Source organism: Marinovum sp. E3, assembly GCF_055755275.1.
The window spans coordinates 1-12,552 of sequence record NZ_JBVTQV010000008.1; the positions used below are offsets into that span (position 1 = coordinate 1).

General features: G+C 60.2%; 10 protein-coding genes. 9 read left to right on the top strand and 1 reads right to left on the bottom strand.

All coding sequences use genetic code 11. The annotated features are described in order from the left end of the window. The 6 genes from AC0J5K_RS22510 to AC0J5K_RS22535 all read left to right on the top strand — a co-directional run. Window positions 1-1,206, top strand: a 1,206-nt coding sequence (locus AC0J5K_RS22510; protein ID WP_473009969.1) for a patatin-like phospholipase family protein, incomplete at its 5' end; no start/stop codon positions are given. Window positions 1,207-2,202: 996 nt separating this feature from the next. Continuing rightward, the gene (locus AC0J5K_RS22515) at window positions 2,203-2,541 is read left to right on the top strand and encodes a DUF736 domain-containing protein (protein ID WP_473009970.1); all 339 of its coding nucleotides are present in this window, start codon (window positions 2,203-2,205) and stop codon (window positions 2,539-2,541) included. A 632-nt stretch (window positions 2,542-3,173) separates the two neighbouring features. Next, the gene (locus AC0J5K_RS22520; RefSeq protein ID WP_473009971.1) at window positions 3,174-3,350 is read left to right on the top strand and encodes a hypothetical protein; all 177 of its coding nucleotides are present in this window, start codon (window positions 3,174-3,176) and stop codon (window positions 3,348-3,350) included. 526 nt (window positions 3,351-3,876) lie between these two features. Then, the gene (locus AC0J5K_RS22525) at window positions 3,877-4,599 is read left to right on the top strand and encodes a hypothetical protein (protein WP_473009972.1); all 723 of its coding nucleotides are present in this window, start codon (window positions 3,877-3,879) and stop codon (window positions 4,597-4,599) included. Further along, window positions 4,592-6,520 (top strand): relaxase/mobilization nuclease domain-containing protein, encoded by a 1,929-nt coding sequence (locus AC0J5K_RS22530; protein WP_473009973.1) that lies wholly within the window; start codon window positions 4,592-4,594, stop codon window positions 6,518-6,520. Before AC0J5K_RS22525 ends, AC0J5K_RS22530 begins: the two co-directional genes overlap by 8 nt. 14 nt (window positions 6,521-6,534) lie before the next feature. Then, complete coding sequence (locus AC0J5K_RS22535) at window positions 6,535-8,451, top strand: type IV secretory system conjugative DNA transfer family protein (RefSeq protein WP_473009974.1); 1,917 nt, start codon at window positions 6,535-6,537, stop codon at window positions 8,449-8,451. Window positions 8,452-8,555: 104 nt separating this feature from the next. Here the strand turns inward: AC0J5K_RS22535 and AC0J5K_RS22540 are convergent, their stop codons facing one another. Next, the gene (locus AC0J5K_RS22540) at window positions 8,556-8,843 is read right to left on the bottom strand and encodes a helix-turn-helix domain-containing protein (protein WP_473009975.1); all 288 of its coding nucleotides are present in this window, start codon (window positions 8,841-8,843) and stop codon (window positions 8,556-8,558) included. 127 nt (window positions 8,844-8,970) lie between these two features. Between AC0J5K_RS22540 and AC0J5K_RS22545 the strand changes: the two genes are divergently transcribed. From AC0J5K_RS22545 to AC0J5K_RS22555, 3 genes are all read left to right on the top strand, one after another. Then, complete coding sequence (locus AC0J5K_RS22545) at window positions 8,971-9,711, top strand: 8-oxoguanine DNA glycosylase (RefSeq protein ID WP_473009976.1); 741 nt, start codon at window positions 8,971-8,973, stop codon at window positions 9,709-9,711. Window positions 9,712-10,171: 460 nt separating this feature from the next. Next, window positions 10,172-11,365 (top strand): PfkB family carbohydrate kinase, encoded by a 1,194-nt coding sequence (locus AC0J5K_RS22550; RefSeq protein WP_473009977.1) that lies wholly within the window; start codon window positions 10,172-10,174, stop codon window positions 11,363-11,365. Then, window positions 11,362-11,955, top strand: coding sequence for a 7-cyano-7-deazaguanine synthase (locus AC0J5K_RS22555; RefSeq protein ID WP_473009978.1), 594 nt, complete (start codon window positions 11,362-11,364; stop codon window positions 11,953-11,955). Before AC0J5K_RS22550 ends, AC0J5K_RS22555 begins: the two co-directional genes overlap by 4 nt. The last annotated feature ends 597 nt before the right edge of the window (window positions 11,956-12,552 follow it).

A 12,552-nucleotide genomic window follows, 5' to 3' on the forward strand; every position in this document is an offset into this window, starting at 1 on the left:
ATGAGTAAGCCCGTCATTGGCCTCTCGCTTTCGGGCGGCGGATCCCGCGCCATCGCCTTCCATCTAGGATGTCTGCGCGCCTTGCATGATCTGGGAATTCTTGGCGAAGTTCGGGTCATCTCCACCGTATCGGGGGGAAGCGTCATTGGCGCACTTTATGCGGCCAATGACGAACCGTTTCCGGTCTTCGAGACGAAAGTGCGTTCGTTGCTTGCCTCCGGCTTGGTGCGCCCGGCCTTGCGCAAGGTGTTCACGACCACCGAAGGCCTGCGCGCGATCTACTGTGCTACCCTTCTTGGGGTGATCAACCTCGCAATCTTGGCGATCGCGACCGGACCGCGCCTCCTTTCGCTGATGCTGCCACCGACCGCACGTACACGCTGGAGCTTCGACAAGTTACGCGCACCGCTGCCGCGTTTCGCGAGCAGGACGACGATCCTACGTAGGGTTTTGGACGAAGATGTCTTTCACGGACTTAAGTTGCGGGAATTGCCCGCGACGCGCCCACTTCTGATTATCAACGCTGCGGATTTGCGCACAGGTTCGGCGTTCTATTTTTCGCGAGAGAAGTCCGGATCGTGGCGTCTCGGGGAACTTGCCGGTTCACAGACGACTCTTGCGCACGCAGTCATAGCCTCCGCAGCATATCCGCTATTTCTGCCGGCGCTTGATGAACGTCTCGCTTTCAACAAACCTGACGGATCGCGGCGCGAGGAGCACGTCACCCTGACCGACGGCGGGGTATACGACAACTTGGGCCTTGCGCCGCTTTGGCCTGATCGGGAATCTTCGGTGAGCCTGAACGTTTCTGGCGTGGACACGATCATAAGTTGCCGCGCGGGTTACGGTTTGCGATTTGATCCGCCCAGCCAATTCTTCATGGCGCGGCTTACAAGCACGTTCACTTGCATCTTTGACAGGGCTCAGAATGCTGCTGTGAAGCGCCTGTTCGATTTAAAGTCATCTGGACAGATTAAGAGGTTTGCCATGCCCTTTCTTGGGCAGGATGACTCCCGCCTCGCCGTTCCGCCATCGGATCTTGTGTCACGAGAAGATGCACATGGATATCCTACCGACTTCTCTGCCATGCCGGACGAGTGGATCAGGAAACTCAGCAAGCGTGGCGAACAGTTGACATACGCTTTGATTGCCGAACACATGCCCGATCTGGTTTCTGAATTGCAGCTGAGCGAAAGCTGTTCCTAGAACAGGCATGACAAAAACCTCCTTTGTCGTCACTGGAAAAGCTGCGAGCGTTAGTGCCGCTTGCCTTCGGAATTCTCGGAAATTTGCGCCAGTTTGGTCCTTGTAACAGAGGATGACAATTGTGCCTCAGAAGTCCTGTTGTTTGATCTTGGCCCCTCCTGCCCTTTGGTCAGGACCGCGCCCTACTCGTCGGCTGCGCGCAGCCGACCTCCCCGAGCTGATACGCTGCCTCTCCCTGCGACGTGCTGCTGGCCGAGCAGTCTCCTCCAGAGCCAGCCCGACCAGCCGTCGCATGGTCGTGGCAACGCTTCATCTCGGCCGTTCCGGTTACGGTCTCTGGGGCGGGCGCGTGACAACAGTGAACTCGTACCTCGCGTCTTGCTCGGTGTTGTTTCTTGCATTGCTGGACATGCTGTCCCGCCCCGTCATCATGGGCCGCAAACGACGTCCGACGACCGCCGGATTGTATTGGCCGCAGCTGGCACAAGGCCGGTGGTGGTCGTGACGCGCAAATCGTAATACTTCGGTCTGCCGTGGAGGGTCCTTTCGAAATCCGGGTGAGCTGAGCAGGCTGTAGAGGCTTCGACGGCATCCCTACTGCTCTTCCAGACAACACACATCGCCTGGCCACGGAAACCAGCCGTTGCGGCACGTGAGCCAGGGTCAGGCAAAGCTCTGACTCGCCCGGGTCCGGATCGGTGCAAGAAGACAGAGAAGACACCGCCCCCCGCAGCCTCTCTGTTTGCAGTTCACCCACCTTCCTTCGCGGCCACCGCACTTCTCCGGGTGTCTGAGTTGCATGACAAGCTGGTCGCAGCTGTCGTCCCGTCCACAAAGGTTGTCGCCGATCTTTTTCCCCTGCCCCTGCGGGTCATTCCTCGCGAGGCAAAAAGACCGGCGCCTGCCCCTCTCCAGCTCACGCTTCGCCTTCGGTGTGGCCGGGCCTTGGCCAGCTGCAAGGTGACCATCATTGCAACGCAAACAAGGAGAAGAGCAATGACCACGAACTGCATCAAATTCACCAGCGCCGACATCGAAACCGCCAAGGGCGTCGGCTCCATCTCGACCTTGACCTTCGACCTCGACATCACGGTCGAACCCGTCGCGAGCTCGAACCCGATGGCCCCCACGCACCGCGTCCTCGGCCGCTCTCCGCGCGGCAAGCTGGTCGAGTGCGGCGGCATCTGGAAGAAGCAGAACAAGGAGACCGGCGCCGACTACTACACGCTGACCATCCGCGACCACGGCTTCAACGCCAACCTCGGCAAGGCCGCGAACCAGGACGACCCGTCCCTGCAGGCCGTCATCCCCTGGGGTCCCAAAGACGCCGCCTAAGCCAACGGCCAGACCGCTCCGGCGGTCTGGCTTTTTCTCGTTCTGAGGAATGGCAGCAGTTCGGGTCCGAAACCCGTGTCCGAAGGATGCGTCATATTTCGGACAACGTCGCCGTGGCGGGTAGGAAGCTGGATAGGTCGCAGATGCGGCTCCGATCGCCCAGTTCAGTGACAGTGTGGATCGCGCGAACCCGAGGCGGAACCGAATGTCCGCAGGGAGAACTGGCAGCCAGCTGAGCGAGGCAAGCGAACTCCTTCTCTCATTCGAGCAACCCGCGCCCGGGTCGTGTTGGCGAAGCTGCCAGGGCAGCGAACTCACCCTTTGCCGCGAGGGTGTAAATCGCAGACAAACGTCATGTGTCCGGGGGGCAACGTCTCACGTCAGGGTCACTGCCGCGCGCCTTTCCGTCGACCTGTTGGCCCATCAGATCGCTAGCCCGGGGTCGAGCGGCCGGCAACGCCGGTGGCAGGTTTCTGGACGGCTGCGCCTTGAGCGCTGCGGGGCATCGCTCACAACAAACCTGCCCCCGGCGTGCTCCATTTCATTCCGCCCCGTGCCGGGTGCAGCCCGCTCTCATGCCCCCGGTCTTTTCCACGATCCGTCCAACGACGATCAACGGAAAGGATCACACCATGACACTCGAACAATCCATCGACCTCGCCGAACTGCAAGCCGACATGGCCTTCGAGGCCTACCTCGCCGCCTTTGATGAAGACGCCCATCCCGAGACCCTCGACAGCCTCGAGACCGAGGCGCTGATCGCCCGCAGCCGCTACGACGATCTGCACAATCAGGGACAGGGTCACTGACCCAGACACCCCTGCGGGTCTTCGGATCCGCAGGGGTCTGACGCCGTCTCTCTGAAGTTTCGTGACGCCCTCACAGGGTGTGACCCGCGCTATCTCGCGCGGGCCGTCTTCGTGTTCCTGGCGCCCGATCCGTGGCTGGTTCGGGCGCTTGGACTGCTCGTTGTCGCGTGCGGCTCGAGCACAAGTTTCGGAAGCTTTTTCGACCTGGTTGTCCTGCATCGATGAGGGCGGGACTCGTTCCATGTCGCGCCGCTACGCGCGGTCTTGATGGCGTCCAATGTCAGCAAAAAGATACGACACGCAAAACATAATATTGCGCAATGTGTTATATTGACGTACAAGCGAAGGAGAGAAGGAAGACGTTGGCAGGATATGGCCAATGTTTGCACATTTTGTCCGAGGGGTCTGTGATGGGCGTTTCCCGCAAAGCTGAATGCTCCGCCGCACGCGAACGCGATAGCGAGCAATCGCTGCCTCGCGCGCGTCTACGCATGCATCCTTTCCTTGAAAGCGGGAGAACGCCCTAGTGCCGAGGCCAGCGAAAAACCTGAAGCTTGAGCAGCGCATTGAAGTCGCGCGGCGCTTTGTGGCAGGCGAAAGCGCGAAGGAGCTGGCGGCGGCGTTTGGCATCTCTCCGCGCCATGTGAACCGGCTCGCGAAAGAGGAGGCTGGCGAGGGCATCGCGGTGCGTGACCCAAGCGAGACAGTGGCCTTCCGGGCCAGCCGATCCGAGCTGGACGCCTTCGACGCGGAGTGGCGCGAGCGGGGCTATGCCAACCGGTCGCAGGCGCTGAATGCGGTGCTGCGCGCGCAGTGCGGGTTCCTCGATGTGCCGCGCGATCTGGTCGCGGAGTTCTGCGCCGCATGGCGTCAGGCGAAGGATGTGAGCGACGCCGGATTGGTGCTCGCCAAGGCTGTCCATCGCGGTCGGCTGGAGGTCTCGGAGGCGGATCGCGCGGTGCTGATCGAACTGCTCGATCTTGCGCAGTCCATGAGCCGTGAGATGGGCCGGATGAAGGATGCGGCGCAGGCGCTGCGTCATCAGGAGTGGCCGGAAAAGGAAGAAGGGCAGGGGGCGGAGAGCACGGTTCTGGAGGATGACCCGCGCGCGATCGATAGCGGTCTGAGGCTGGTGCGTGAGAGTTCCGGTTCAGAATTGCATCGCCCTTCGCTGCCTCGCGGCAAGCCTCGAACGCGAACGGCGATAGCCGATGACTTTCTGAAGAACCGGAACTCTCGAAATGGCTGATCCCCTCGCCCTCTACACCTCGGTCATGGGCCGGCTCTGGGAAGATGAGCGCATCCGGGGCCAGGCGGCGGCGCGGATCGACGCCCGGCTGGCAGGGCGTCGGCAGGGTCGCAGTTTCGCGCGTGTCGGATCCATGTCGGCGCGCAACGCGCTGAAGGCGGCGTCGGGTCAGAGCCGGGCTGCGGTGTTCAAGCGGATCCGGGCCGGGGGCTGTAAGACGCGTGCTTCGCTCGGGGCGCAGATCTCCTATATCAACGACAAGGCGGTCTACACCTACTCGACGATGACCAATGCGCTGACCGATGCGGCGGTGCTGACGGAGGAGCAGAAAGAGGACATCATCGAGGATTGGGCCGGGACCTGGCGCGGCTCGACCAAGCTCGGTTTCACCTCACACATGCTGTTGTCCTTCCCGACCGACGTGACGGTCGACCAGGTGCGCGACATCGCGATGGACTGGACCGAGCATTTCTTCGAGAGCGGTGAATACGGCGACCAGTGGGATTATGTGCTCGCGGTCCATGACGACCGGGCGCACAAGCACGCCCACATCATTCTGAACAACCGTGGCGTCGAGAAGGGCGCATGGTTCTCTTGCTGGGCCGAGGGCGTGATGTCGCCGCAGCTGATGCGGGAGAAGCAGGCCGAGATCGCCGAACGCTACGGCGTGATGCTCGACGCCACCACCCGGCTCGAGCGGGGCATCTTCGAGAAGCCCGCCGGGATCAAGGAAATCTATCGCGCCAAGGAAGAGGCGAGGCTGCCGCGCGAGATCGCCCTGACGGCGCAGGAATCCGCCATCGCGCAGGCGCAGGTGGTGGGCTTTGCCAAGGACTACAAGACCCTCGCCGACCTGCTGGACCGCATGGACCAGCGCCACATGGCGCGTGCCGTGCGCGGCATGGCGGACGGGCTTGGCTCCGGCACGCCGTGGAACTTCACCGAAGGAGAGATAGACATGAAGGACATCAAGACCGTCGGTGACGCGATCGACTATTCCGAGCGCACGATCGAAGCGCTCAGGCTCAAGGCCGAAGAACTGGAACCGGCCGAGCGCGCCGCATTTGAAGCCAAGGCCGCGCCGATCATCGCGGACCTCTCGCAGATGGTGCCGGACCCAGAACTGCGCGCGCGGTTTGGCAAGCAGCTTGAAGAACCCTATCCGCCGGGGGCGGGCAGCGAGGTGCTGATCGCCGCGCTGCAGTCCGGCAATGACGAGGGGCTGCGTGACGTGCTCGAGCGCGCCGAGGAGGCCGGAATGGACAGCGGGGAACTGGTGGCACGCATCAGTGCGGGCGGCACCCGCAACTATGGCATGGCACAGGACTGGGTCGAGCGGGACATGAACGCGGTCTTGGCCAAGGATGGCCTAAGCGTTGAGACAGCCAATGACAATCATCTAGATGCCGCGCTGGAAAAGGTCGACGGGGTCATGGATGCGCTGATGGAGCGCGCCAAGGAACTGGGCGTCGAGGTCGGCCGGACCCTCGCAGATGAGGAGGAGGCGACGCTGCCGCTCATCGACGAGGACGACCGGACGCCCAATCCCTACCTGCAAGACTTGGCTGACATGCTGCGGGACGGCAAGCTCACCGAGGAACAGGAGGGGATCGTCGAGCGGACCCTGCACTCCGAGCTCTTCAAGGAATTGGGCGAGGAGGGCCTGGCTGAACTGCGGCGCGGCAACTTCGAGGTTCTGGACGCGGCACTGCCGAGCAAACTCGACCAGATCACCGTCACGCAGGAGTTCCTCGAGATGACCTTCGATGAAACGGGCGACCAGGTCTTCACCGATCGCGCCGCCGGGTTGCAGCAGGACAAGGCGACCGAGGTTGCGCGGCTGCGTGGCCAGCAGGAAGCGCAGGAACTGGGCCGCGATCTTGGCCGTGATCGCAGTCTCGATGACGAGATGGAATTCTGAAGGGGATGACCGCCATGACCAAGACACTTCCCCTTTGGGCCGCGCTCCTATTCGGTGTGATCAGTGGCGCCGTCATCGGCACCATCGTCGCCGCCTTCTACCTGACCCTGGCCCTGAAAACCGGCTTCGGTAGTTTCGACATGCTGGCGCTCTGGAAGGCGACCGCCAGCACGCGCGCGGCGCACCCAGAGGCCTTCAAGGTGGGTTTCGGCGCGGTCGGCTTCGGGGCCATCGGGCTCGGCGCCCTGGCACTGGCCTGGACGTGGAAGAAGGAACGGGACGATTACGGTTCCGCGCACTGGCAGACCAAGGCGGAACTCAAGAAAAACGACATGCTGCAGGCCCCGGGCAAGGGCCTCGTCTGCGGCAAGCTCGGCGCGCCGCACTCCAATGCCGAGTTCATCTCCTCGACCACGATCCCGCATGTGATGATGGTGGCGCCCACCCGCGCCGGTAAGGGTGTGGGTTTCGTGATCCCGAACCTCCTGAGCTTTGCGGGCTCGGTCGTGGTGCTGGACGTGAAGGGCGAGAACTTCGAGAAAACCGCGCGGCTTCGGGCGCTGAACGGTGACGAGGTCTATCGCTTCAGCCCGTTTGATTGGGCCAACGCCACACATCGCTACAACCCGCTCGCCCGGATCGCCAAGGCCCCGAGCTTCGCGCAGCGTTTCACCGAGGTCTCGATCCTCGCTGACCTCTTCCTCGACAAGGACAACAAACAACTCGACACCTTCTCCGAGGCCGGCAAGTCGATCTTCGTTGCGGCCTGCCTGCTGGCGATCCAGCGCGGCACGCCGAACCTTGGCGCGGTGAACCAGATCGTCGCCGGGGGCGAATACAAGAACGCCCAGTACAAGACCTATGCCGACGAGGCTGAGGAAGATATCCTGCGCGAGCTCTGGACCAATGCGGCTTCTGCCTCGTCGCGCCTGTTGACCTCGAACATTCAGGCGCTGATGACGGCCGGTCTCAAGCAATGGGACAACCCGGCGGTGCGCTCGGCCACCGAGGCGAGTGACTTTGATTTCTCGACCTTCCGGAAGACCCCACAGTCGCTCTACATCGCGGTGTCCGAGGATCACATCGCAACTCTCGCCCCGCTCCTGCGCTTGATGTTCGCCGATCTCATAGCGTCGATCCGCCTGAACGAGCCGGGCCCGGACGAGCCCTGGCCCGTCATGATGATGATCGACGAATTCCAGCAGATGGGGGCGATGCCCTACCTCGAGCGCGCGATCCATTCGCTGGCAAGCTATGGCGGCCGCGTCGCGATGATCGCGCAGTCACTGGCCTCGCTCGACCGGATCTACGGACCCGAAGGCCGCGAAAGTCTCGAGAACGGGGCAGGGCTCAAGCTCTACATCACGCCCCGCGACCAGCGCACCGTGAAGGAGGTATCCGCCGCCGTCGGCAGCACCACCCGCGAGGCAGTGACCCGGATGTATGGTCGCAACAAGGGCTTCCTTGGCGCGACCTCGACCTCGGCCCGGCTCGAAGAGCGGCCGCTGCTTTCCGAGACCGAAGCGCGCCTGATGGATCCCGACAAGGTGATCATCCTTGCGTCACCCCAGCACCCGATCAAGGCAAGTCGGATCAAGTATTACGACGATCCGTTCTTCAAGCAGATGCTGGCCCGCCAGGAGGGCAAGCCCTTCCCCTATCCGCCAAGTGTTCAGGGCGTCGGGCCTTGGGGTGGTGATGAAGAAGGTGACGAGACCCGTGCGGACGAGACTGTCAAACCAGCCGAACGCGCGCCTGTCCGCGATCGTTCGCAGCGCCGCGAAGCCCGCGCGATGAGCGTGATGGCGATAGAGGCTGGGCGCGGGCAACCTGGACCAGAGACGCTGGAGCGGGAAGCGGCGGTGCCGAAGGAATGGGAGACGGCGCTCTACGGCCAAGAGGATTTCATCGAGGAATTGCTGGGTGGATAATGCCAAGAATTGAAACGATTTTCCGGTACCGGAATTTCAGAGCCGATGCCATTCTCGCCCACCGCCAGCCGCGACCCGGTGTCGTCGACCAAGGGCGGGCAACATCAATCGCTCTTCCTGTCGCTCTCTTCTGCAGCTCCGACGCGCGCGCGAAGCAAATGCATCAATTCAATGCATTTATCGAGAATCTCGCGATCGATACTGACTGCTGTCGATTCGTGCTGTTCCAGCCAAGCTCTCATCTTGGCCGCCATCTTGGGTGCCAACGGCACGCGGTTCGCAACAACCTTGCTATACTGGCCTTGCGAAACACCCATCTGATGAGCGACTTCAGCCTGACTCATTCGAGCGGATTGCCGCACATTTTCCACTTCTGCTATCAGGTCACTCATTGTCGTCGGGGATTATTCAGGATATATGCATATTATGCATTCTAGTGCTCATTCGTCAATTCAGACCGTCTATGCAAGGTCGGAGGCAGGCTACGTCGGTCGTAACTTGCCCTCGGCTGATCAACATTTGGACATCAATGGCTTGGTATGGGGGTTCGCCGAGGAAATTGGGTCGCCCGCTTATTGGGCCGCGCAAGCTTGGATGTGGGAAGTCGAGGCACCGGCGCACTACAAGCTTGGTCGGAGCCTTGAAGAGGAACTCATTGCTTGCCTGCTCGGTGGCTACGGTATTCCTGCGGAAGTGGGGCTGGCTGCATACGAGCGTCTGCGAGTGGTGAACGCTGAAGACCCATGTCGGCTGTTAAATGAGGAATCTGTTCTTGAGTTGCTCGCAGACCCGCTTGAATTGAACGGGAAGTTTGTTCGCTACCGGTTTGCACGACAGAAATCAACCTATCTTGCGGGGTCCATGCGCGCGTTGCGATATCTGGACCAAGACGCTCCCGACAGAGTGCTGCGTGATGCGTTGACAACGTTGCCAGGAATAGGTCCAAAGACAGCCTCCTGGATTGTCCGAAATTGGCGTGACAGCGATCGCGTTTCGATTTTGGATATTCACATACTTCGTGCAGGCAGAATGCTGCAGATATTTCCAGAAGAGAAATCTGTCAACCGCCATTACCTCGAGTTGGAAGAGGCGTTTCTAGATTTCGCGGAAGCGATCTCTGTAAGAGCTTCCATCTTGGATTCCGTCATCTGGATGAACATGCGTCAGATACCCGCTGCAATCTTGCGACGGCTCGCCGACCCTTCGGCCGAAGTATACACGCCGAAGGTCGAACCTGTTCAACTCAATCTAGCGCTGTGAAATCCATAATACGTTGATTAAACGCTTTTCTTGGGATGCATTCCCCCCTAGGTTGAGGTGGTTAGCGGTGCTTTGGATTTAGGAGGATTTAGATGTCAGGTGGTGGTGGAGGGCGTGACGATTACACGCCGCCGAAGATCCCCAATCGACCAGGTGCCGGGGGCGGTGGTGGCACTGGAGGAGGCGGAGCTGATCCCTGCGCGATTTTTCAGCAAGCGCCCCTGAACAGTCCCCGACCAGCCGTTGTTTCGACCCTTGCTGTTGGAGACGTGTTGGACGTTGTTTTGAACTTGGGTGGTCCGCGTCCCGTTTTAGAAGTGCATGCGCCTGCCGGTGTTGCTGGAGCGTTGACCCATACCGGCCATATGCAAATTGTGGACTGCATTCAAAATGGTCACCAGTATGTCGCTGAAGTTGCAAGCCGGTCCGGTGCTGCAATTACACTTCAGGTCCGGCCTGCATGATTACAATAGCAGGTGGGGTTTATCGGGAAAGCTGCATTGAGCCGCACTGGGACGACATCTTCGGGTCAGCGGGTCGCGCAGCTGTCGCTCTGGCTGATTTCGGTGAGACAATTGTCCTTCACACGGTTCGAGCGAAATCGCTTTTAGCAGGAATTGATAATCTGGCAGCTGCCTTCGGGATAGAAACCTTCGGCCCGGAGGTCGAAGAAGGCGTCGAGTTCGAGTATATGCATTCGCTTGGCACACCAAGGATTACGCCGCGACCCGACGCTATTCCTCAGTACACGCCCTTTGATGTGGCGGGAGACGTTGTGCTGCGCTTTGGTATGCTCGAAGGGAGCGCCAGTGTTACCGGGGGGCGGATTGTCTACGATCCACAATCGGCATTCGACCCTCGACCCTATCACGAGAATGGTTCCAGCGCTGAGACTCTGGCCGTCATCTTGAACAGACTTGAAGGCCGTCGGCTCTCTGGGCGTACTGAACCTTCCGAAATCGTCGAACATATCCTCGCAGAATGGAAGGCTGACGTTGTTGTTCTGAAAATGGGTGGCCATGGTGCGATGGTCCACGTTCGAGGTGAGACCCCAGTGCCAGTGCCATCGTATCGAAGCGAGAATGTCTGGAAGATTGGGTCTGGAGATGTGTTCTCTGCAGCATTTGCTTACTACTGGGGTAAACTTGAAAGACCGGCTGCGGAGGCCGCGGATCTCGCATCCAGAGCGACGTCCTATTACTGCGGCACGCGTTCTCTCCCTCTGCCGTCTGAAGGTACATTGCGGGAGGAGGTCAATGACGCGGTCAAACCGAGAGGAGGTAAGGTCTATCTGGCTGCACCGTTCTTCAATTTGGCCGAGCGTTGGATTGTCGAAGAGGTTCGCGAACAGCTCTTGCACATGGAAGTCGAAGTATTCTCGCCACTTCATGATGTGGGCGTTGGTCCGGGCGATGTGGTCGCGAAACAAGATCTCGCGGGACTTGACGAGTGCTCCGTTGTGCTCGCGATTTTGAATGGGGGCGACGCCGGGACGATTTTCGAAATTGGCTATGCGGTGGCGAAAGGAACTCCGGTCATTGCATTTGCGCAGAATGTGCGGCCAGAAGATCTCAAGATGCCTATGGGCACCGGCTGTCGAGTATACGAAGACTTGGTGACCGCGATCTACCAAACAGTCTGGGCCGAACCATGAAAGCACTTCTCTTGTCCGGAGGCATGGACTCCATTTCCGTTGCCTTTTGGAAGCGTCCTGAAATTGCCATTACAATTGACTATGGCCAACGGGCAGCCGAGGCAGAAATTACTGCTGCGAGCCAAGTGGCAAAAGAAATCGGGATGCAGCATGAGATCATTGCGATCGACTGCCGCGCCATTGGTTCCGGTGATATGGCGGGAAACGATGCCCTCGGTGTCGCGCCCGTACCGGAATGGTGGCCATTCCGTAATCAGTTGCTCGTGACCTTTGCCGCTGCTCGGGGAATAGTTCTCGGCGTAACTGAGTTGATGACCGGATCGGTCTCGTCTGACGGTACGCACGCCGATGGACGTCCGGAGTTCTACGATGCAATGGATAGGGTGACCGCTGTGCAAGAGGGCGGCATCCGCATCTCGGCTCCAGCCCTTGACATAACGACCACTGAACTGGTGCGCCGTTCAGGTGTCCCGCGCGGGATTCTGGCATGGGCCCATTCTTGCCACACTGGGAATTTGGCCTGCGGCCAGTGTCGTGGGTGTGTGAAGCATTACCAGGTGACCAAGGAAATCTACGGTGTCGCCTATTGATGATGAACCTCGCCCGATACTGCCTCCCCAGGTAGCGACGAGAGCAAAAATACCAGGAAGCCGGGGCCTCAAGCTTCCGAAGCCGCAATTCCTTCCTGATGTGGGTTTGTCGGATGCCTTGGCCGCCCGCCGGTCCGCAATCTCGGGGCGGGTTTCCCAGCAGCAATTGGGAGACCTCCTTTTTCACGTGATGCGTGAGCGATGTCGGGGTTCAGGGCGGTTCGGTGTCCCATGGGTCGGCCGAGCAAGTCCGTCAGCGGGTGGGTTGCATGTCTTATCGATACTTTGCATTCCGGTTGAGGAGGATGAGCCCGTTGGTGTCTATGATCCTTCCTCGCACACCCTCAAGCTAGTCCAAGATCCGAACCCTGTGAGAGATGCAAATTCGAACAGCGTGAATTCTCTCTGTTCGGCGGCAGCTGGAACAACTCTTCAGTTCATCGCTGATATCGAATTTCTTGAAAGCTGCTACGAGAACAGCGCCAGCCTTCTTTGGCGGGATAGTGGCGCGCTCGCCACGACGATTGGCATGGTTGCCACAAGTTTGGGAATGACGTCGGTGGTGCTCGGGAGAATAGGAAGCTCCCTTCTCAACGG